The sequence below is a fragment of the Saccharopolyspora sp. NPDC050389 genome, from assembly GCF_040655595.1.
Taxonomy (GTDB): domain Bacteria; phylum Actinomycetota; class Actinomycetes; order Mycobacteriales; family Pseudonocardiaceae; genus Saccharopolyspora.
Genome location: NZ_JBFAKG010000053.1, coordinates 53356 through 73726, shown reverse-complemented (window position 1 = coordinate 73726; position 20371 = coordinate 53356). Strand labels below are relative to the sequence as shown.

Here is a 20371-nt window from a genome sequence, read left to right as displayed (position 1 = left end):
GGATAACCCTGTCACCCGACGACTCGACAACACCCCAGCACGACCCACACGAAGATCATCTCAGTCAAGATCGCCAACTATGCACGAGGTCGTTAGTCGGGCTCGATTGGACCAAGCCTCACATGCGCTTCGGGCAGATGAGCTTCTTCGACGCAATGGATACCAATGAGACACTTGCCCATGAATTCGCCGCTCACCACCTGGCCATCGACAGCGACGGTGAAACCGTCCTGCCTCGCGCATCCCAGCGACGGCTGGCGTTCCGCAAGCTGATCGCGGATCCGTTCGACTTCAGCCGCCGCCCGCTGATGGGCGCGATCGGCACCCTTACCATCCGGGGCGGAGAGTGTCCCAGCGTCGTTCTTCACCAACGCGACTCCGCCCGCGTCGCAGGCGGTGGCGGAATGGTGCACCTGCTTCCTGCGGGAATCTTCCAACCCTCGTCGGTCATACCGGCAGCCATCACGGCGGACTTCTCGATCTGGCGCAATATTCAGCGCGAGTATGCCGAAGAACTCCTGAACCATGGCGAATACGATGGCTCCGGCAGACCGATCCGATACCACGAACTGGAACCGTTCACCGCATTGGACAACGCGGTTCGAGATGGCCGTATTCGCGTGTTCTGTCTGGGTGTCACGCTCGATGCGCTCACCTTGGCCGGAGACATCCTCACTGTTGCCGTCATCGCGCCGGACACCTACGACGAAGTCTTCACAAAGGCCGTCGAGGCCAACTCGGAAGGCTCGGTGCCAGCACGGGCCTTCCCATTCGAAGAGAACACACTGACCAGGCTCCGAGAGTCCAAGAGGCTGTCCCCTGGAGCGGCAGCAGCCCTCCACTTAGCCTGGACCCACCGGAAGCTGCTGCTCGACCAGGGTGCCACTCACGACGCCCCGCTCTGGGCGTCGTGAGTGCGTAACCGACCTGGAGGCCGGTTACGCACTCACGATCGTTGTGGAACCGGGGTCAGACGGTGAATCCGAGGGCGCGCAGCTGTTCGCGACCTTCCTCGGTGATCTTCTCCGGGCCCCACGGCGGCATCCACACCCAGTTGATGCGGAAGTCGTTGACCAGGCCGCCGCCCGGGCCGGTGGTCAGCGCGGCGCGCGCCTGGTCCTCGATGACGTCGGTCAGCGGGCAGGCCGCCGAGGTCAACGTCATGTCCACGGTCGCCGTGTTGTCCTGCTCGACCCGGATGTCGTAGACCAGGCCGAGGTCGACGACGTTGATCCCCAGCTCGGGGTCGACGACGTCGCGCATGGCCTCCTCGACGTCTTCCAGCGCGGCCACCTCGGCGGCCGGCGCGGCCTGCTCGGGCAGCGCCTCGGCGCTGCGGGCCACGTCAGCTTCCTGCTGCACCGGGGCTTGCTCGCTCATGCCAGTTCCGCCTCTCCGCGTTTCACAGTTGTGGTTGCGCCCGGCTCAATCTCGCGTTTCGCAGTTTCTCGTGGCTGGTTTGCGTCACGTTCCCCTGAGGTGCGGTTGAGGAGGACTCGGGTTGAAACAGGGCCGCTCATGACGCCTCCACGACGACACGCGACACCGCGTCTTTGAAAGCCATCCAACCCAGCAGCGCGCACTTCACGCGCATCGGGTACTTCGCCACGCCCGCGAACGCGACGCCGTCTTCCAGCACGTCCTCGTCCGGCTCGATCTTGCCGCGGCCGTGCATCAGCTCGCTGAACGCGGCCTCGGTGGTCAGCGCCTCCCGCAGCGGCCTGCCGACCACCAGGTCGGTGAGCACCGACACGGAGGCCTGGCTGATCGAACAGCCCTGCCCCGCGTAGGACACGTCGTCGACGATCGCGTCGGCGTCCGTGCCGTTCAGCCGCACCCGGAGCGTGACCTCGTCACCGCAGGTGGGGTTCACCTGGAACGACTCGGCGTCGAACGGTTCCCGCAGGCCGTGCCGGTGCGGTTTGCGGTAGTGGTCCAGGATGATCTCCTGGTACATCTGCTCAAGCTGCATGAAGAGTTCTCCGGCAGTCCCCGATCAAGCCACCCCGAAGAAGCGCTGCGCCTCGCGCACCGCGTCCACCAACGCCTTGACCTCGTCCAGTTCGTTGTACAGGTAGAAGGACGCCCGCACGGTCGCCGGAATTCCCATCCGGCGATGCAGCGGCCATGCGCAGTGGTGGCCGACGCGGACCTCGACGCCCTTATCGTCCAGCACCTGACCGGCGTCGTGCGGGTGCACGCCGTCGATCACGAACGACACGGTAGCGCCGCGGTGCTCGGTGTTGGTAGGCCCGATGATGCGCACGCCGTCGATCGCCGACAGTTCACGCAGCGCGAGCTCGGTGAGCTGCTGCTCGTGCTCGGCGATGCGGTCCATGCCGATCGCCGTGAGGTAGTCGACGGCCGCGCCCAGCCCGACGGCCTGGGAGGTCATCGGCACGCCCGCCTCGAACCGCTGCGGCGGCGCGGCGAACGTGGAGCGCTCCATGTGGACCAGCTCGATCATCGAGCCGCCGCTGATGAACGGCGGCATCGCGGCCAGCAGCTCGCGGCGCCCGTAGAGCACGCCGACCCCGGAGGGGCCGAGCATCTTGTGCCCGGAGAACACCGCGAAGTCCGCGCCCAGCGCCTTGAAGTCCACCGGCTTGTGCGGCACCGACTGGCAGGCGTCCAGCACCACCAGCGCACCGACCTGGTGCGCCCGGGAGACGATCTGCTCGGTCGGGTTCACCGTGCCCAGCACGTTGGACTGGTGGGTGAAGGCGACCACCTTTGTGCGCTCGGTGATCACACCGTCCACATCGGACAGGTCGAGGCGTCCCTCGTCGGTGACGCCGAACCAGCGCAGCGTGGCGCCGGTGCGCTCGCACAACTGCTGCCACGGCACCAGGTTCGCGTGGTGCTCCATCTCGGTCACCACGACCTCGTCGCCCGGTCCGAGGCGGAAGCGCTCGGCCTCCGCCCCGGACGTGGCGGCGTTGCTCATGGCGTAGGCGACGAGGTTGATGCCCTCGGTGGCGTTCTTGGCGAACACCACCTCGTCGGCGTCAACGCCGACGAAGCCGGCGATCCGGTCCCGGGCACTCTCGTACGCGTCCGTGGCCTCCTCGGCAAGCTGGTGCGCGCCGCGGTGCACAGCCGCGTTGGAGTGCTCCAGGAAGGCGCGCTCCGCATCGAGCACCTGGCGCGGCCGTTGCGAGGTCGCCCCGGAGTCCAGGTACACCAGGCGTTGCCCGTCGCGGATCGTGCGACCCAGGATCGGGAAGTCCGCGCGGATGGCCGCCACGTCCAGCGGCGCGCCCGTGCGAGGAGGCTCAACGGTCATGACTGGGCTGCCGCCTCCTTCTTGCCGGTGAAACGCACGTAGCCCTTCTCCTCCAGCTCGTCGGCGAGCTCGGCACCGCCGGACTCGACGACCTTGCCGTCGGCGAAGACGTGCACGTAGTCCGGGGTGATGTGCTTGAGGATCCGGGTGTAGTGGGTGATCAGCAGAACACCCTTGCTGCCCTTGCCGTGGTACTTGTTGACGCCCTCGGAAACCACCCGCAGCGCGTCGACGTCGAGGCCGGAGTCGGTCTCGTCGAGGATCGCGAACTTCGGGTCCAGCAGGTCCAGCTGCAGGATCTCGTGGCGCTTCTTCTCACCACCGGAGAAGCCCTCGTTGACGCTGCGCTCGGCGAACGACGGGTCGATGTCCAGGTCCGACATGGCCTGCTTGACTTCCTTGACCCACTTGCGGATCTGCGGCGCCTCGCCGCGGACCGCGGTCGCGGCGGTGCGCAGGAAGTTCGACATCGACACGCCCGGCACCTCGACCGGGTACTGCATCGCGAGGAACAGGCCGGCGCGGGCCCGCTCGTCGACGCTCATCTCCAGCACGTCCTCGCCGTCCAGCAGCACCGTGCCAGAGTCGATCCGGTACTTCGGGTGCCCGGCGATGGCGTAGGCCAGCGTCGACTTGCCGGAGCCGTTCGGGCCCATGATCGCGTGGATCTCGCCCGAGCGGACGGTCAGGTTGACGCCGTTGAGGATCGGCTTGGCGCCGTCCTCGGTGAGGACCGAGCCGTGCAGGTCCTTGATCTCCAGGGTGGCCATGTTCTTCTTCGTTCTCCTGGTGTGTAAGAAAAGCTTGCGGGTCAGGCGCCGACGACGGCGAGTTCGGCCTCGATGGCCGCTTCGAGCCGCTCCCGGACCTCGGGCACCGTGATCTTCTGCAGCAGCTCGCCGAAGAAGCCGCGCACCACCAGGCGCCGGGCCTGGTCCTGCGGGATGCCCCGGGCCTGCAGGTAGAACAGCTGCTCGTCGTCGAAGCGGCCGGTGGCGCTGGCGTGCCCGGCGCCCTCGATCTCGCCCGTCTCGATCTCCAGGTTCGGCACCGAGTCGGCCCGCGCACCCTCGGTCAGCACCAGGTTGCGGTTGAGCTCGTAGGTGTCCGTGCCCTCGGCCGCGGCCCGGATCAGCACGTCGCCGATCCACACCGAATGCGCCGCGTCGCCCTGCAGCGCGCCCTTGTACATCACGTTGCTGCGGCAGTTCGGCACCGCGTGGTCCACCAGCATCCGGTGCTCCAGGTGCTGGCCGGCGTCGGCGAAGTACAGGCCGAGCAGCTCGGCGTCGCCGCCCTTGTCGCCGTAGGTGATGGTCGTGTTGACCCGCACCAGGTCGCCGCCGAGCGTGACGGCGAGGTGCCGGAACACCGCGTCGCGGCCCAGGTAGGCGTGCTCGGAGCTGACCTGGGTGGCGTCGTCGGCCCAGTCGTGCACCGACACCACGCGCAGCTGCGCGCCGTCGCCGGCGACGAACTCGACGTTGTCGCCCAGCGTGCCGGAGCCGCGGTAGTCGATCACCACGACGGCCTCGGCGAACTGCTCGGCGCGGACCTGCAGGTGCCCGAAGGCCACCTGGCCCTCGCCCGGGCCGTGCACCGTGATGGTGATCGGGCCCTCGGGCTTGGTGTCCTTCGGGACCGTCACGATGGTGGCCTCGGTGAACGAGCTCCAGGCCTGCGCGGCGATGCGGTCGGACGGGATGCCGCCGTTGCCGATCCGCGCGTCGTCGCGGCCCACGGTCTCCACGGTCGCGCCGTCGCCGACCACCTCGACCTTGATGTTGCCGGTGGCGGTGGCGGTGCCGTCGTGCAGGCCCTTGAGGCGCTTCATCGGCGTGAAGCGCCAGTCCTCCTCGCGGCCGCCGGGCACCTCGAAGGCCTCGACGTCGTAGGACGTGAAGCGCGCCCCGCGGGAGGACTGCGGGATGCCCGAGCCGCCACCGTGCGAGTGCTCGGTGAGGCCGTTTTGGGCAGCCGAGGGCTGCGAGTCCGTCTTGGTGGTGCTCATCTCAGCCGACGGCCCCTTCCATCTGCAGCTCGATCAGGCGGTTCAGTTCCAGTGCGTATTCCATCGGCAACTCGCGGGCGATCGGCTCGACGAAGCCGCGCACGATCACCGCCATCGCCTCGTCCTCGGTCAGGCCCCGCTGCATCAGGTAGAACAGCTGGTCGTCGCTGACCTTGGACACGGTCGCCTCGTGGCCCATCGACACGTCGTCGGTCCGGACGTCCACGTACGGGTAGGTGTCGGAGCGGCTGATGGTGTCCACCAGCAGCGCGTCGCACTTGACGTTGGACGACGAGTGGCGCGCCCGCTTCGCGACCTTGACCAGGCCGCGGTAGGAGGTGCGGCCGCCGCCCCGGGCGATCGACTTCGACACGATCGTCGAGGAGGTGTGCGGCGCCAGGTGCTCCATCTTCGCGCCCGCGTCCTGGTGCTGGCCCTCGCCGGCGAACGCCACCGAGAGCACCTCGCCCTTGGCGTGCTCGCCCATCAGGAACACCGACGGGTACTTCATGGTCACCTTGGAGCCGAGGTTGCCGTCGACCCACTCCATGGTGGCGCCCTCTTCGGCCTTGGCGCGCTTGGTGACCAGGTTGTAGACGTTCGTCGACCAGTTCTGGATCGTCGTGTAGCGGCAGCGGCCGCCCTTCTTGACGATGATCTCCACGACCGCGGAGTGCAGCGAGTCGCTGGAGTAGATCGGCGCCGTGCAGCCCTCGACGTAGTGCACGTAGGCGCCCTCGTCGACGATGATCAGGGTCCGCTCGAACTGGCCCATGTTCTCGGTGTTGATCCGGAAGTAGGCCTGCAGCGGGATGTCCACGTGCACGCCCGGCGGCACGTAGATGAACGAGCCACCCGACCACACCGCGGTGTTCAGCGCGGAGAACTTGTTGTCGCCGGCCGGGATGACCGAGCCGAAGTACTCCTTGAACAGCTCCGGGTGTTCCTTGAGGCCGGTGTCGGTGTCCAGGAAGATGACGCCCTGCTCCTCAAGGTCCTCGCGGATCTTGTGGTAGACGACCTCCGACTCGTACTGGGCGGCCACACCCGCGACGAGGCGCTGCTTCTCCGCCTCCGGGATGCCCAGCTTGTCGTAGGTGTTCTTGATGTCCTCGGGCAGGTCCTCCCAGGTCTGGGCCTGCTTCTCGGTGGAGCGGACGAAGTACTTGATGTTGTCGAAGTCGATCCCGGAGAGGTCGGCGCCCCAGTTCGGCATCGGCTTGCGGTCGAACAACCGCAGCGCCTTCAGCCGGGCCTCCAGCATCCACTCGGCCTCGTCCTTCTTGGCCGAGATGTCGCGGACGACGCCCTCGTCGAGACCACGGCGGGCACCGGCACCGGCGGCGTCCGAGTCGGCCCAGCCGTACTCGTAGCTACCAACGCTGGCCAGGATCTCGTCCTGGCTGAGCTGGCCATTGCCTTCGGACGGCGTGGTGGGTGTGCGCTGCTCCGCAGCGGCAGTCATACGGACTCCCCTCCATCAGGAATCGGGGCGGTGATCTGCTGGCCCTTCGGGAGCGAGCCGGCAGGTGTCTTGGCGGAGCCAGGGGTGTCGCCACCCGGATCCGCGAACCGCGCGGTTGGTACGTGCGTGGTGCAGGCCGCGTCACCGTTCGCGATGGTGGCCAGCCGCTGCACATGGGTGCCGAGCACTTCGGCGAACGCCGCCGTCTCGGCCTCGCACAGCTGCGGGAAGTCCGCAGCGACGTGCGCCACCGGGCAGTGGTGTTGGCAGAGCTGCTCGCCGCTGGCGACGCTTCGCGTCGAGGCAGCGTAGCCCTCCCTGGTGAGCGCGTCGGCAAGGACCTCCGCACGCTCGGCCGGGCCGGCCGCGGCCGCCAGCACCTCCCGATGGTTGGCCACCAGTGCGGCCATCCGCCGGTCGGCGAACTCGCGAACCGCCTGCTCCCCCTCGTGTTCGGCGATGAACCGCAACGCAGCCACCGCCAGGTCGTCGTAGGCGTGCCCGAACCGCGCCCGGCCCACCTCGGTGAGCAGGAACAGCTTCGCGGGTCGGCCGCGACCTCGACGGCCTCTCGAGGAGGCTTCCCGGGTGTAAACCTCGCCCTCGGCGACCAGCACGTCGAGGTGCCGGCGCACCGCGGTGGGGCTCAGCCCGAGTTCGTCGGCCACCGCGGCAGCGGTGATCGGCCCCCGTTCCAGCAGCAACCGCGCAACCGTGTGCCGGGTGCGCCCGTCGCCGTGCGCGGTCGCACCGTGCTGGGCCGAGTGGCCCTCTACGGTGGCCACGCCGGCAGGCGATGACGTCCCGACGTTTTTCACAACACGAATGTTACCTATTTCCTCGCGAGGCACCAGAGCCCGGGGTCACCGCGTGAGCTGACTCACGCGGTTACGCTTCGTCGTCGTGGCGGCAGTCGAATCGAAAGACACAGCGACGGCGGATCCCGCGGCGCAGCAGCCCCTGGACCGCACCGAGCGGCGTCAGCTCGACGTCGTGCGCCGGTTCGGCACCACCGGGTCGCTGGTGCTCGCGGTCGGCGCGATCGGCGCCGGCGCCGCCCCGGTGGACAACCCGCTGTCCGGGGCCCGCCTGATCGGCCTGCCCGTCCGCATCCCGACCGTGGCGATGGCCAGCTGCTGGCTGGGCATGCTGATGATCGTCATCGCCTGGCTGTGGCTGGGCAAGCTCTGCTGGCCGGGCCGCGCCCGGATGCTGTCGGTCACCCAGCTCGCCCGCACGCTGGCGATGTGGGCGCTGCCGCTGGCACTGGCCCCGCCGCTGTTCAGCACCGACATGTACAGCTACCTGGCGCAGAGCGAGGTGGCCGCGCGCGGCTTCAACCCGTACGTGCTGGGCTCCGCCGCCGCGCTGGGCGTGGACCACCCGTTCACCGCCAACGTGCCCAACATCTGGCGCGACACCCCGTCGCCCTACGGGCCGCTGTTCCTGATGTTCGGCCAGGTGATCTCCCGGATCGTCGGCGACAACGTGGTGTTCGGGGTGCTGGTGTGGCGCGTGGTGATGTTGTGCGGGCTGGCGCTGGCGATCTGGGCGATCCCGAGGCTGGCCCGCCGCTGCGGGGTGCACCCGGCCGCCGCCCTGTGGCTCGGCGCGGCCAACCCGATCGTGCTGTTCCACGTGGTCAGCGGCATGCACAACGAGGCGCTGATGGTCGGCATCATGCTCGCCGCCATCGAGCTGGGCCTGCGCTACCAGACCGTGCCGGGCACCATCGCCGCCGGCGTGCTGCTGAGCGTCGCCGGGGCGATCAAACCGCCGGGCTGGATCGCGCTCGGCTTCTTCGGCATCTACCTGGTGCTGCGTCGCGGCGGCCGGTTCCGCGACCTGGTGCGGGTCGCGGCGCTGCTGTCCGCGGTGTTCCTGGCCACCATGACGGTGATCACGCTGGCCAGCGGCTGGGGCCTCGGCTGGATCGACACCTTCGACGTGCCCAACCGGGTCAAGACGTTCATGGCGCCGCTGACCGCGTTCGGGATGACCGGCGGCGGCCTGAGCACGCTGCTCGGACTGGGCAACCAGACCGACGCGATGCTGGTCATCACCAAGATCATCGGCTACTTGATCGTCGGTGCGATGTGCCTGCGGATGCTGTGGCTGTCCTTCCGCGGCCGCATCGAACCACTGACGGCGATGGGCATCACGTTCCTCACCCTCGCGCTGGCCGTGCCGGTCCTGTGGCCCTGGTACCTGCTGTGGTCGGTGGTGCCGCTGGCGCTGTCCACCAACAGCAACCGGTTCCGGATCACCGCGACCGCGATCTGCGCCGCGGTCTCGCTGCTGGTGCCGCCGACCGGTGCGGGATTCGTGCTGCGCGCCTACCAAATCCCGTTCGCCGTGATCGCCGCGGCGATCGCCTTCGCCGTCACGCTCTGGCTGGTGCGCGGCAAGGTGCCGGACCTGCTGCCGACCCGCGGCGGTGTTCGGCCGGTCACGCAATAGGCTTGGATGTCGTGAGCAACGCCGACAGCCCGGCCGTCCGGTTGCGGGGGCTGAAGAAGCGCTTCGGCGACACCGTCGCCGTTGCCGGACTCGACCTGTGCTTGCCGCGCGGCAGCGTCCTGGCGCTGCTCGGCCCCAACGGCGCGGGCAAGACCACCACCGTCGAGATCTGCGAGGGCTTCCAGCGCCCGGACGACGGCGAAGTGCGCGTGCTCGGGCTCGACCCGCGCACCCAGTCCGAGGCGTTGCGGCCGCGGATCGGCGTGATGCCGCAGGGCGGCGGCGCCTACCCGGGCGTGCGCGCCGACGAGATGCTGCACCTGGTCGCCGCCTGCGCCGCCGACCCGCTGGACCCGGCGTGGCTGCTGGACGTGCTCGGCCTCGACGGCGCCCGCCGCACGCCCTACAAGCGGCTCTCCGGCGGTCAGCAGCAGCGCCTGTCGCTGGCGTGCGCCCTGGTCGGCCGCCCCGAGCTGGTGTTCCTCGACGAGCCCACCGCCGGCCTGGACCCGCAGGCTCGGCGCCTGGTCTGGGATCTGGTGGGCGCGCTGCGCCGGGACGGCGTGAGCGTGCTGCTGACGACCCACCTGATGGACGAGGCGGAGGCGCTGGCCGACCGGGTGCTGATCGTGGACCACGGTCGTGCGGTAGCCGAGGGCACCGCCGAGGAACTCACCGAGCCCGCGGACGGCAGGCAGGAACTCCGCTTCCGCTCGCAGACCGGGCTCGACCTGAAGCTGCTGCTGGCGGCGCTGCCGGAGGGCTGCGAGGCCACCGAGCTGCGTCCCGGCGACTACGTGGTGCGCGGCGTGGTCGACCCGCAGGTGGTGTCGACGGTGACCGCGTGGTGCGCGCAGCACGGCGTGCTCGCGCAGGAACTCCGGGTCAGCCGCCGCAGCCTGGAGGACGTGTTCCTCGAACTGACCGGACGGGAGCTGCGATCGTGAACGCCGAGACCAACGCGCCTGCCCAGCTCGGCGCCCAGTTCCCGGCGGGCACGTTCGCGCCGAAGCCCGGCCGGGGCCGCGCGGGCCGGATGCTGGCCGCGCAGACCAAGATCGAGGCGCTGCTGATCATTCGGCACGGCGAGCAGGCGCTGCTGACGCTGATCATCCCGCTGGCGCTGCTGATCGGGCTGAGCGCGCTGCACATCGGCGATCTGCCGGAGCCGCGGGTGAACTCGGTGATGCCGCGGATCCTGGCGCTGGCGGTGATGTCCACGGCGTTCACCGGCCAGGCCATCGCGCTCGGTTTCGACCGCCGCTACGGCGTGCTCAAGCGACTCTCCGCGACGGCGCTGCCGCGTTGGACGCTGGTGTCCGGGCGCGTCCTGGCGACCCTGCTGGTCGTCGCGCTGCAGGCGGTCGTGCTGAGCGTCGCCGCGGTTCTGCTGGGCTGGGCACCGGCGCTTTCCGGGCTGCTGCCGGCGATTCCGCTGCTGGTGCTGGGCACGCTCGCCTTCGGCGCGGCCGGGGTGCTGGTCGGCGGCGCGTTGCGGGCCGAGATCGTGCTGGCGCTGGCCAACGCGATCTGGTTCGTGCTGCTGCTCGCCGGCGGCCTGGCACTGCCCGCGAGCGACCTGCCTGGCCCGGTCGGCGCGGTCGCCGGATACCTGCCCTCCGGCGCTCTCGCGGAAGCCCTCGACGCGACGCTGGTCAACGGCGCCCTCCCGGGCGTGCAGCCGGTCGCGGTGCTCGTGGCGTGGGGCGCGGTGTGCGGCGCCCTCGCGATTCGTACCACCCGCCTGACCTGATCCGCGCACCGTTCCCGCAGGTAGGTGGCCGTGTGTACTTTCTGTTGCTATAGCAGCACAAAGTACACACGGGCCCGGAGCCGGCCGAAGCCGCGCGAGGGCAGACAAATACTGGAACGGCGTTCTACGATGCGCGCATGACCAAGATCGCGCGGCAAGCGAAGCAGTCCCTGGAACTCATCCACGCCATGATCTACTTCGCCCCCGAGGCCGCCGACGGCTTCGCCGAGCTCGGCCTCGAACGCGGCTTGATGTCCTACTACGCCGGCCGGTCCGCCGCGATGGGCCCCGTCGGCGCCGGCGTCGTCGCGGCGACGTTCTACAACTTCAACCCCGAATCCGTCGCCCCCGTGATCCCCCGGGCCTGGTCGATCGCCGCGCCGGAGGCCGTGCTCGCCGCCCGGCTCAAGGCCGCCGACGCGGCGCTGCGCCGGTTGCTCGGCGAGGACACCATCGCCTCCGACTCCGTCGCCGAAACCGCCGAGCTGGCCCGCGACGCCGCGCAGGCCTGCACCCCGGACGGCAAACCGCTGTACGCCGGGCACGCCGACCTGGACTGGCCCGACGAGCCGCACCTCAAGCTCTGGCACGCGATCACCCTGCTGCGCGAGTTCCGCGGCGACGCGCACATCGCCGCGCTGCAGCAGGGCGACATGAGCGGCATCCAGGCGCTCGCGCTGCACAGCACCGTGCCGGGCGGCTTCAACGGGGATGCGGCGAAGAAGCTCCGCGCCTGGTCCGACGAGCAGTGGGACCGCGCCTTCGAGGACCTGCACGAGCGCGGCCTCGTCGGCACCAACCGCGAGATCACCGAGGCCGGTTACGCGCTGCGCGAGGAGATCGAGACCGCGACCGACGCGATGTCTATGGCCCCCTGGTCCGCGCTCGGCGAGGCCAAGACGGACGCACTGATCAGCAACGGCGGACAGCTCAGCAAGGCGTTGGCCGAGGCCGGCGCGATGCCGCGAGGACTCCGCCGCACGCGCTGAAAATCAGCGGCCCCGCGTTGTCAAGCCCCTGCGGGCGGGCGAGTCCCGGCGGCGTCATACCATCGAGGTCGTGCCAACGGCCTCTCTGACTTCCCGGATCTCCCGCCCATCGCCGCGCGTCGTGCGCGCGCTGGCCATCGCCGTGCTGGTGATGCAGGCGCTGATCTCGGTGACCGGCGTGATCGTCCGGGTCACCGGTTCCGGGCTCGGCTGCCCGACCTGGCCGGAGTGCTTCCCGGGCAGCATGGTGCCCATCGCGCACCCCGAGGTCGCGATGCTGCACCAGGTGATCGAGTTCGGCAACCGGACACTGACCGGCGTGATCGGATTCGTCGCGCTGGCCTGTTTCCTCGCCGCGTGGCGCTGCCTGCCCTACCGGAAGCGGCTGGTCCGGCTGGCGCTGACCATGCCGCTGGGCGTGATCGCGCAGGCGATCATCGGCGGCATGACGGTGCGCGTCAACCTCGCCTGGTGGAGCGTGTCGATGCACTTCATGGCATCGGCGGTGCTCATCTGGCTGGCCGCGATCCTGGTCAAGGCGACCACCGAAGGTGACCGCCCGCCGGTCGGCGTGGTGCCGCCGGCGATGCGCAAGCTGCTGGCCGTCCTCGTGGTGGTCACCGCGGCGGTGCTGATCCTCGGCACCCTGGTCACCGCCGCCGGCCCGCACGCCGGCGACCCCGACACCCCGCGGCTCGGGATCCCGGTGTACCCGCTGGTCCAGGCCCACGGCCTGGCGGTGATGGCGTACGTGCTGCTGCTCGCGATCTTCGGCGTGTGGCTGCGCAGCGCCCGCCCGACCAAGGCCCTGCTGAAGACCTACGGCGCGGCGTGCGTGCTCGTCCTGGTGCAGGGCGGGATCGGCTCCGTGCAGTACTACCTCGGCGTGCCCGAACCGATGGTCGTGCTGCACGTGCTGGCGGCGACGCTGGTGATCGTCGTGACCGCCATGCTCTGGGGCGAGTCCCGCTACCGCGGCCCGCTGCCGCAGCCGGCGACCGAGGCCACCGCCAAGGAATCCGTCACCGCCTGACGACGGTCTCCTGCGTGCCGGCCGTCGAGCGGGACCGGCGCAGCACCCACCAGATCGCCACCAGGCACAGGGCGTTGAGTCCGAACAGGACGATCGGAACCGACGTGGCGGAGGCGAGTTCGATGCCGATGCCGAGCAAGGGCGGGAACGCGACGCCGCCCAGCATCGAAGCCGCGATCACGTACGCCCCGGCACGACGCGCATCGGGCACCAGCCGGTGCAGCCACGGCAGGCCGGTCGGGAAGACCGGCGCGATGAACAGGCCGAGACCGGCGTAGGCGAACGGGGCGAGCGGCGGGACGACCGCCAGCGCGAGGCAGACCGCCATGCCCACGCAGCTCCCGGTGAGGATGCTCTGCTCCGACCAGCGGAGCGTCAGCGGCGCCACGAGGAATCGGCCGACCGTCATCATGAGCCAGTACACGGCGGTGGCGGTCGTCGCCGCGCCGACGGTGTAGCCGACGGACGTCAGGTGCGTCGGCTCCCACCCGCCGGCCCCGGACTCGACGCCCATGTTGAGCACGTACAGAACGATGAACGCGCCGGTGATGGCGATGCTGCGGCTGCGCAGGTGCGCGCCCCGGTCCACGGCCGCGGTCGGGCCGCTCCCGCCCCGCTGCTCGCGCACGCCGCGGACCAGCACCACGACCGCGGCCGACGCGAGCGCGAAGACGAAGAAGACCCGGGTATAGCCGTCCGGGCCCAGCTGCGCCAGCACCGCCGGGGCGAGGATCGACCCGACCCCGAAGAACGCGTTGAGCAGGTTCAGCATGGCCGGGCTGCGCGCGCCGAACCCGATCGCGAACAGGTAGTTGAGCCCGTAGTCGATCGCGCCGTACCCGAGCCCGGCGACGAACGCGCCCAGGAGCGCGACCGGCCACTGCGGCGCCGCCGCGAACACGGCGGCGCCCACCGCCATCGCCACGTAGGACCAGCCGAGGAGGACGCGGTTGCCGACCCGGCCGCCGGCCAGGTGGAACGCCATCACGCCGATCAGGCCGCCGACGAAGTGGGCGCTCAGCGCCAGCCCGGCCACGGCCGGCGAAACTCCGTGCGCGGCGCGCACCGCCGGGATCGCGGGGCCGTAAAGCGCCTGGAGCGCACCGATCAGGACGAAACCCGCGAACGCCCCGGCGATTCCCACGCCGCTGAACAACCTCGGCGCGGCGTCCTTCGCATTGCTCAACGCAGCCTCCCGTGAACGTTCACGTGAACGTTCACGAGGATGCCGCGAGGACATGCCGGCGTCAAGGCCGCAAGCCGCGAACGTTCTTCGCCGGCGCAACGCCGGTGTGGTGAGATGGACCGATGGCGGCCCCGGTTCGCAGACCCACGATCAAGGACGTCGCGCGCGCCGCCCGGGTGTCGTACCAGACCGTTTCCCGCGCGATCAACGACAAGCCGGACATCGACCCGGAGACCAAGCGCCGGGTGCTCGCGGCCGCCGAGCGGCTCGGATACCGGCCGAGCAGGCACGCGCGGGCCCTGGTCAAGCCGCGCCCGAGCACGATCGGCCTGGTCATCCCGGACCTGACCAATCCCTTCTTCCCCGAGGTCATGGCCGGGCTGATCGACTCGGCCGCGACCCGCGGCTGGCAGGTGAACGTCGTCAGCAGCGCGGGACCGGCCGACGAGGCCGACCTGCTCAGGTCGTTCGCCGCCGAGGTGGACGCCCTGGTCGGCTACTTCAACCACCTCGACCGGACGCCCGCCGAGCTGGACGTGGACATCCCCGTCGTGCTGCTCGACGCCGAGGACGAGGCGCCGCGCCGCGGTGCCGTCACCGTGGACGTCGACGCGGGCGTGCGGGCCGGCGTCCGGCATCTGCTGGACCGCGGGCACCGCACCCTCGGCATGATCGACTGCTCCACCAGCTGCGACCGCCACCAGCGGCGGCGGTCCTTCGTGCAGGCCCTCGGGGAGAACGGGATCGAACTCCCCGCCGACGCGATCGAACAGGCCGAGCAGTCCATCCCGGACGCCGAGCGGGCGACGCACCGGCTGCTGGACCGCCGACCCGGTTCGACCGCGATCTTCGCGTTCAACGACCTGACCGCGGTGGGGGTCGTGCGCGCCCTGCACGCGCGAGGGCTGCGCGTTCCACAGGACTGCGCGGTGCTGGGTTTCGACGGCCTGGCGCTGGGCAAGTTGATCACGCCTCCCCTGACCACGCTGCACATCGACAAGCGGCGGCTGGGAAGCCTCGCGGTCGACGAGGTGGAACGCCTGCTCGCGCGGCAGGAAGAAGCGGCGAGCGGCGAGCTGGTTCCCGAACTCGTCATCCGGGAATCGACCTAGCAGCGCGCGGGAATCAGAAGCGCACCTCGCGCTCCCCGCCGGACGACCGCCGGCAGAACTCGTTCACCGCGCGAGGATCCGTCGCCGGACCCCGGTCAGCCGAGGATGCCGCGGTCGTAGGCCGCGGCTACCGCGGCGGCCCGGTCGTTGACCCCCAACTTGCCGTAGAGGTGGGTGAGGTGGGTCTTGACCGTCGCCTCGCTGACGAACAGGTCAGCGGCAATATCGCGGTTCGACCTGCCCTTGGCCACCAGCCCCAGGACCTCGCGCTCGCGCGCGCTCAACGGCTGTTCGCCGGGCGACCGCACCCGGGACACCAGCCGCGAGGCCACGGCCGGCGAGAGCACCGTCCGGCCCGCGGCCGCCGCCCGAACGGCGGCGAACAGCTCATCGCGCATCGCGTCCTTCAGCAGGTAGCCGGTGGCGCCGGCTTCGATCGCCGCGAGGGTGTCGGAATCCGTGTCGTAAGTGGTCAGCACGAGCACCTTGCAGCGCTGACCGCGCCGGACCAGCTCGGCGATCGCCGCCACCCCGCCGCCACCGGGCATCCGCAGATCCATCAGGACCACGTCGGGATCCAGCTCCGCGGCCAGCGCGACGGCCGATGGTCCGTCCGACGCCTCGCCGAGAACCTCGATGTCGGCCACCGAATCGAACATCCCGCGCAATCCGTCGCGCACGACCGGATGGTCGTCGACGATCAGCAGCGTGATGGCGCGGTCAGGCATGGCGCACCAAAGGTACGCACGCCGAAACCGCCGTCCCGCAACCGGGCTCGGACTCGACCTCGAAGGTCCCCGCCACCCGCTCCGCGCGGGCGCGCATCCCACCCAGCCCGAAGCCGCCCGCGCGCTCCCGGGCATCGACGCGGTGCGGATCGAAGCCGCGGCCGTCGTCGCGCACGTCGACGCTCACCTCGTCATCCATGTACGACAGGGTCACGCCGACCCGGGTCGCGCGGGCGTGCCGTCCCGCGTTGGCCAGCGCCTCCTGGGCGATGCGCAGCAAGGTCGCCTCGATCTCCTCGTGCAGGGCCTCGACGTCGCCGGTCACGGTGAACTCGGCCCGCACACCGGCGGCGGCCGACCATTCCTCGACCGTCTTGTGCAGCGCCACGGGCAGCGCGTCGTGCTCCAACGCGCTGGGCCCGAGATCCTGCACCGACCGACGAGCTTCGCCGAGACCGTGGCGCGCCAAGACCGCGGCCCGCTCGACGTGGCCGCGAGCCACCGCCGGGTCCTCGCTGTCCGCGGCCGCCTGCAGCTGCGTGACGATCCCCGCCAGGCTCTGCGCGATGGTGTCGTGGATCTCGGTCGCCAGCCGCCGGCGTTCGTCGCTGACACCGGCTTCCCTCGCCTGCACCAAGAGCTGCGCGTGCAGACCCGCGTTCTCCTCGTGCGCCTGCCGCAACTGGGCGTTGGCCCGCTGAAGCTCTTCGATCGTGAGCGCCCTGGCCCGGACGTTCTCGTCCCGCTGCGCCTCCAGCCGCGCGAAAAGGAGCACCAACCCGACGTTGACCGCGAACAACGCGACGAACGCGAACCAGTTCAGCGAGCTCTTCGGCGGCAGCCCGCCGGACTGCGAGCCCGCCATGATGAGCGCGGTGCCCACCCACCCGGCGTGCACCGTGCGCGGCGGCAGCAGCCGCCCGGCGTCGAAGTAGCCGACCACCGCGTAGAGCGCGAAGAACGGGTTCAGCCAGGTGAGCACGAACGCGAGCACCCACCGCACGGCGAAGTAGACCAGCCCGAGCACCCCGTGCCCGGGCGCGCTCGGCCGGACGCGCTCCCAGCACAGCTGCCAGACGAGCGCCATCAGGACCAGCGCGGCCGCGACCTCGATCTCCGCACTCGTCATCAGCGCATCCGCCATGAACGCCGAAACCAGCGTGGCGACACCCAGCAGCGCGTAAGGACCCCAGCGGACGGACCACTCCTCCCGCTGCTCGACCGTCGTCATGCCCCGCTTCACCGTCCCGGCTGTTCCCAGCGGAACCAGCGCACGGCGGCACCGACGAGAACCCTGATCCACACCACCAGGACCACCAGGTGCAGCCAGTTCGGCCAGCTGCCCCCGGCCGCCTCGCCGAGCGCCAGCGACGCCGCCCCCAGCGGCGTGAACGAGACGATCCGTTGCAGGAGTTCCGGCATGACCGGAACCGGAATCCACACCCCAGCGGTGAACATCATCGAGAAGAACGCTACCGAACCGAGCGCCGCCGCGGCCTTCGAACTCCGCGCCACGGCGGACAGCGCCGCGCCCAGCGCGAGCGCGCTGAGCATGGCGAGGAACAAGGTCAACGCGTAGGCGGCGAACCGGTCGGGCAGCGCGACGCCGAAGGCGACGCGGCCGACGGTGATCGCCAGCACCGCCGAGCACAGCACGGCGGCACCGTGCAGGCCGATCTGCGCGGCCAGCAGCGCGTTCGGCCGCACCGGTGTGGTCGACATGCGGCGGAGGATGCCGCGCTCCCGGTAGCCGGAGAGCACCGGCGGCATGGCCTGGACACCGGCCATGATCATGGCCGTCAGCACCACCACCGGGACGTAGAGGTCGATGACGCGCCGGCCGCCGAGGTCGGGATCGGCTTCCCGGAACGCCGGGATCAGGCCGAGGATCGTCAGCAGCACGGTGGGCGAGAGCACGATCCAGAACAGGTTCCCCGGCTCGCGGGCGAACAACCGGGCCTCGGCCTTGAGCACCGCGACGGATGCCGATGCCGCCATGTCAGGCCTCCTTCCCGGTCAGGTCGAGGAAGGCCTCGTCCAGCGTCGTGTCGGTGACGCGCAGCTCGCGGGCGGTGACGCCCTGCCTGGCCAGCAGCGAGAGCACCGCGTTGACCGTCTCGTCGGTGCCGCTGATGGCCAGCCGATCGCCCTCGCGCCGCACCGACGCCACGTCCGGCAGCGCCGCCAGCTCTGCCTCGTCGAGTCGCCCCGGGGGAACGAAGGAGATGACGGTCGACGCGGCGGACCGGCTGATGAGCCCGGCCGGGGCGTCGATGGCCGCCACCCGGCCGCGGTCGATCACCGCGACCCGGTCGCACAGCCGCTGGGCCTCCTCCATGAAGTGGGTGACCAGCACGACGGTCACGCCGTCCGCGCGCACCTCCTCGATCAGCCGCCAGGTGTCCCGGCGGGCCCGCGGGTCCAGGCCGGTGGTGAGCTCGTCGAGCACCACGATCTCGGGATTGCCGATCAGGGCCAGCGCGATGAACAGCCGCTGCTGCTGGCCGCCGGAGAGCGCGCCGAAGCGGGTCTTCAGCTGCGCGGTGATCCCGAGCCGCTCCGCGAGGCCCCGCCAGTCCGCGGGTCGCGGGTAGAAAGCGGCGTAGAGTTCCAGCGCCTCGCGGACGGTGATCTTGGGTTGCAGCTGGGATTCCTGCAGCTGCGCACCCAGGATCCGGGTGAGCCGGTCGCGGTCGGCCGCCGGGTCGAGCCCGGCGACCCGCACCGTCCCCGCATCGGGCGTCCGCAGGCCTTCGATGCATTCGACGGTGGTGGTCTTGCCCGCGCCGTTGGGGCCGAGGATCCCGAAGATCTCGCCCGCTTCGACCGTGAAGTCCACGCCGTCCACGACGGGTCTTCCCCCGTAGGACTTGCGCAGCCCGTCGACCTCGATGATCGCCATGCCGCGAGTCTCCCGGGACGGCGCACCGCCGGACATCGACCGGCTCGCTCGAACCGGCATCAGCCGATCGGCCGATGCCGCCATCCCCCGAGCCCCGGCGGCGCGGCGGTCAGAAGCGCAGCCTGGGCTTGCCCTCGCGCTCCCAGCGGCGCCAGAGCTCCGGCATCTCGCCGGACAACCACTGGTAGAACTCGTTCACCGTGCGCAGGCGGCGGGCCCGCTCGCCCTGGCCGCTGAACATCCGCAGTCCTTGCGCGGTGAGCTCTTCGAGCGCGGTCACCCGCTCCATGCGCTGGCGCACCAGCGCCGGCCAGCGGTCCTCCTCCACCTGGTACAGCGCCGCTTCGCGGCCCTGCCGCGTGGTCTTGGAGATCACCCCGAGCCGCATCAGCAGCCGCACGTTGGTGCTGATCGAGCCGGTGCTCGCGGCCAGCGCGTGGGACAGCTCCGCGGCGGTCCGCTCCGGCGGGTCGCAGACCAGCAGGAACGCCAGGATGCGGCCGGCGATCAGCGGCATGCCCTCGCTGGCCTCGAAGTGCGCCGCCATCTGTTCGATCCACTCCGACATGGCGGGCCGGTCGTTGCGCTGCAAGTAGTCGGACACGACGACTCCAAGTGATCGACTTTAGTCATCGCTGAAAAAATAGACCACAGCGAAGATTTTGGCCAGCAGCGATCACCGGTGTGTCGCGGGACGTCAGCGGTTCTTTCAGGATGCGGCGTCAGCCGCATGCGATGAGGGACGCAGCTCGCACCGCCGCGGGTTCTCAGAGGCTGTTGGGCAACTGGGCGGGCGCGTAGCGTCACGAGATGTTGATCATGTTTGGCGTGTCGTCACTGGTGGGGGCCATCGCCTGGTCCGTGACGCACGTGAGCATCGGGTGGGCTGCCGGGGCTTCGGCGAAGTACGTCGAGGAGATGCTGGGGCGGAGGAGCTGGGTGCTCGTGGTGGTCGTCGGGGTGGGGATTTGGTTCTGGCGGCGGGGGCGCGGGCGGCGTGCGGACGTTGTCGAGCAGGACGCGGATGTTGCGGAGGACGTCGAGTCCGCGGCTCGACGGGGTCTGGGGGCTTTGGCGGGCGGGGAGGTACCGCAGCCGGTGACCACCGCACACCGCCAGGACCGATACGACCGGTACAGAGCCGATGAACATGTCGAAGCGGCGTGTTGTGGATGGTTCGTCGTTGTGGGGTGGGTTTTTCGTGGCTTTCGTGGACGTTTTCACCTGATCAAACGGCTTTGAAGGCGTGCGGATGGGTGTCCGAATGCGGGATCCGCCGGGCGATGGAGCCGTTGGCCGTGCCCAGCCCCGAAGTCGACGGGGAGAAGGACCCCCGCACCCGCGGGCAGCGCAACGCCGACGGCTTCGCCGCGTTGCTTGATTTGGGGCATCACCACCGTTGTGGCTGGGTAGGGCGTGATTCCGTCAGGGGCGAGTGGCCGGGTG

Annotated in this window: 19 protein-coding genes and 1 pseudogene; 7 read left to right on the top strand and 13 right to left on the bottom strand. The window is 70.3% G+C overall.

The features are described 5' to 3' along the window. A pseudogene (locus AB0I53_RS30240) lies at window positions 1-914 on the top strand (hypothetical protein); the annotation flags it as partial. Window positions 915-969: 55 nt separating this feature from the next. Here the strand turns inward: AB0I53_RS30240 and AB0I53_RS30235 are convergent. From AB0I53_RS30235 to AB0I53_RS30205, 7 genes are all read right to left on the bottom strand, one after another. After that, entirely contained in the window at window positions 970-1380 is a 411-nt protein-coding gene (locus AB0I53_RS30235) for a metal-sulfur cluster assembly factor (protein WP_358610312.1), read from the bottom strand. A gap of 136 nt (window positions 1381-1516) precedes the next feature. Continuing rightward, window positions 1517-1972 (bottom strand): Fe-S cluster assembly sulfur transfer protein SufU, encoded by a 456-nt coding sequence (gene sufU / locus AB0I53_RS30230; protein ID WP_358610309.1) that lies wholly within the window; start codon window positions 1970-1972, stop codon window positions 1517-1519. A 24-nt stretch (window positions 1973-1996) separates the two neighbouring features. Further along, window positions 1997-3286: a cysteine desulfurase gene (locus AB0I53_RS30225; protein ID WP_358610306.1), complete on the bottom strand. Its 1290-nt coding sequence runs from the start codon at window positions 3284-3286 to the stop codon at window positions 1997-1999. Continuing rightward, a complete protein-coding gene (sufC, locus tag AB0I53_RS30220) occupies window positions 3283-4056 on the bottom strand; it encodes a Fe-S cluster assembly ATPase SufC (protein WP_358610303.1) in 774 nt (257 codons plus the stop codon). The genes AB0I53_RS30225 and sufC overlap by 4 nt, the downstream gene beginning before the upstream one ends. 41 nt (window positions 4057-4097) lie before the next feature. Then, window positions 4098-5297 (bottom strand): Fe-S cluster assembly protein SufD, encoded by a 1200-nt coding sequence (gene sufD / locus AB0I53_RS30215; protein WP_358610300.1) that lies wholly within the window; start codon window positions 5295-5297, stop codon window positions 4098-4100. 1 nt (window position 5298) lies between these two features. Continuing rightward, on the bottom strand, window positions 5299-6762 hold the full coding sequence (gene sufB / locus AB0I53_RS30210) for a Fe-S cluster assembly protein SufB (RefSeq protein WP_358610298.1): 1464 nt from the start codon (window positions 6760-6762) through the stop codon (window positions 5299-5301). Next, the gene (locus AB0I53_RS30205) at window positions 6759-7547 is read right to left on the bottom strand and encodes a metalloregulator ArsR/SmtB family transcription factor (protein ID WP_358610296.1); all 789 of its coding nucleotides are present in this window, start codon (window positions 7545-7547) and stop codon (window positions 6759-6761) included. The genes sufB and AB0I53_RS30205 overlap by 4 nt, the downstream gene beginning before the upstream one ends. 118 nt (window positions 7548-7665) lie before the next feature. On the opposite strand from AB0I53_RS30205, the gene mptB reads away from it, so the two are divergent. From mptB to AB0I53_RS30180, 5 genes are all read left to right on the top strand, one after another. Next, window positions 7666-9222, top strand: coding sequence for a polyprenol phosphomannose-dependent alpha 1,6 mannosyltransferase MptB (gene mptB / locus AB0I53_RS30200; protein WP_358610294.1), 1557 nt, complete (start codon window positions 7666-7668; stop codon window positions 9220-9222). 11 nt (window positions 9223-9233) lie between these two features. Then, window positions 9234-10169 carry an ABC transporter ATP-binding protein gene (locus tag AB0I53_RS30195; protein ID WP_358610292.1) on the top strand — a complete coding sequence of 312 codons (936 nt, stop codon included), beginning with the start codon at window positions 9234-9236 and terminating at the stop codon, window positions 10167-10169. A gap of 89 nt (window positions 10170-10258) precedes the next feature. Then, window positions 10259-10975, top strand: a complete 717-nt coding sequence (locus AB0I53_RS30190; protein WP_358610321.1) for an ABC transporter permease — start codon at window positions 10259-10261, stop codon at window positions 10973-10975. 137 nt (window positions 10976-11112) lie between these two features. After that, window positions 11113-11964: a hypothetical protein gene (locus AB0I53_RS30185; RefSeq protein ID WP_358610290.1), complete on the top strand. Its 852-nt coding sequence runs from the start codon at window positions 11113-11115 to the stop codon at window positions 11962-11964. A 70-nt stretch (window positions 11965-12034) separates the two neighbouring features. Continuing rightward, window positions 12035-12997: a COX15/CtaA family protein gene (locus tag AB0I53_RS30180; RefSeq protein WP_358610288.1), complete on the top strand. Its 963-nt coding sequence runs from the start codon at window positions 12035-12037 to the stop codon at window positions 12995-12997. Here AB0I53_RS30180 and AB0I53_RS30175 read toward each other — a convergent pair. Next, window positions 12987-14183 carry an MFS transporter gene (locus AB0I53_RS30175; RefSeq protein WP_358610286.1) on the bottom strand — a complete coding sequence of 399 codons (1197 nt, stop codon included), beginning with the start codon at window positions 14181-14183 and terminating at the stop codon, window positions 12987-12989. The two genes, AB0I53_RS30180 and AB0I53_RS30175, sit on opposite strands and share 11 nt — an antisense overlap. Before the next feature lie 122 nt (window positions 14184-14305). Between AB0I53_RS30175 and AB0I53_RS30170 the strand changes: the two genes are divergently transcribed. Beyond that, complete coding sequence (locus AB0I53_RS30170; RefSeq protein ID WP_358610283.1) at window positions 14306-15295, top strand: LacI family DNA-binding transcriptional regulator; 990 nt, start codon at window positions 14306-14308, stop codon at window positions 15293-15295. 95 nt (window positions 15296-15390) lie between these two features. On the opposite strand, the gene AB0I53_RS30165 is transcribed toward AB0I53_RS30170, so the two are convergent. The 5 genes from AB0I53_RS30165 to AB0I53_RS30145 all read right to left on the bottom strand — a co-directional run bounded on the left by AB0I53_RS30165 (window position 15391) and on the right by AB0I53_RS30145 (window position 19529). Next, a complete protein-coding gene (locus AB0I53_RS30165; protein ID WP_358610281.1) occupies window positions 15391-16023 on the bottom strand; it encodes a response regulator transcription factor in 633 nt (210 codons plus the stop codon). After that, window positions 16016-17254, bottom strand: coding sequence for a sensor histidine kinase (locus AB0I53_RS30160; protein ID WP_358610279.1), 1239 nt, complete (start codon window positions 17252-17254; stop codon window positions 16016-16018). Before AB0I53_RS30160 ends, AB0I53_RS30165 begins: the two co-directional genes overlap by 8 nt. 8 nt (window positions 17255-17262) lie before the next feature. Further along, window positions 17263-18021: an ABC transporter permease gene (locus AB0I53_RS30155; protein ID WP_358610276.1), complete on the bottom strand. Its 759-nt coding sequence runs from the start codon at window positions 18019-18021 to the stop codon at window positions 17263-17265. A gap of 1 nt (window position 18022) precedes the next feature. Next, complete coding sequence (locus AB0I53_RS30150) at window positions 18023-18925, bottom strand: ABC transporter ATP-binding protein (protein ID WP_358610273.1); 903 nt, start codon at window positions 18923-18925, stop codon at window positions 18023-18025. A gap of 109 nt (window positions 18926-19034) precedes the next feature. Further along, complete coding sequence (locus AB0I53_RS30145) at window positions 19035-19529, bottom strand: transcriptional regulator (protein WP_358610270.1); 495 nt, start codon at window positions 19527-19529, stop codon at window positions 19035-19037. Window positions 19530-20371 lie beyond the last annotated feature (842 nt).

Bases quoted from the DNA above. Each gene is read 5' to 3' on its own strand.
- AB0I53_RS30235 (WP_358610312.1), bottom strand. From the start codon at position 1,380: ATGAGCGAGCAAGCCCCGGTGCAGCAGGAAGCTGACGTGGCCCGCAGC.
- sufU (WP_358610309.1), bottom strand. From the start codon at position 1,972: ATGCAGCTTGAGCAGATGTACCAGGAGATCATCCTGGACCACTACCGC.
- AB0I53_RS30225 (WP_358610306.1), bottom strand. From the start codon at position 3,286: ATGACCGTTGAGCCTCCTCGCACGGGCGCGCCGCTGGACGTGGCGGCC.
- sufC (WP_358610303.1), bottom strand. From the start codon at position 4,056: ATGGCCACCCTGGAGATCAAGGACCTGCACGGCTCGGTCCTCACCGAG.
- sufD (WP_358610300.1), bottom strand. From the start codon at position 5,297: ATGAGCACCACCAAGACGGACTCGCAGCCCTCGGCTGCCCAAAACGGC.
- sufB (WP_358610298.1), bottom strand. From the start codon at position 6,762: ATGACTGCCGCTGCGGAGCAGCGCACACCCACCACGCCGTCCGAAGGC.
- AB0I53_RS30190 (WP_358610321.1), top strand. From the start codon at position 10,259: ATGCTGGCCGCGCAGACCAAGATCGAGGCGCTGCTGATCATTCGGCAC.
- AB0I53_RS30185 (WP_358610290.1), top strand. From the start codon at position 11,113: ATGACCAAGATCGCGCGGCAAGCGAAGCAGTCCCTGGAACTCATCCAC.
- AB0I53_RS30170 (WP_358610283.1), top strand. From the start codon at position 14,306: ATGGCGGCCCCGGTTCGCAGACCCACGATCAAGGACGTCGCGCGCGCC.
- AB0I53_RS30165 (WP_358610281.1), bottom strand. From the start codon at position 16,023: ATGCCTGACCGCGCCATCACGCTGCTGATCGTCGACGACCATCCGGTC.
- AB0I53_RS30160 (WP_358610279.1), bottom strand. From the start codon at position 17,254: ATGACGACGGTCGAGCAGCGGGAGGAGTGGTCCGTCCGCTGGGGTCCT.
- AB0I53_RS30155 (WP_358610276.1), bottom strand. From the start codon at position 18,021: ATGGCGGCATCGGCATCCGTCGCGGTGCTCAAGGCCGAGGCCCGGTTG.
- AB0I53_RS30150 (WP_358610273.1), bottom strand. From the start codon at position 18,925: ATGGCGATCATCGAGGTCGACGGGCTGCGCAAGTCCTACGGGGGAAGA.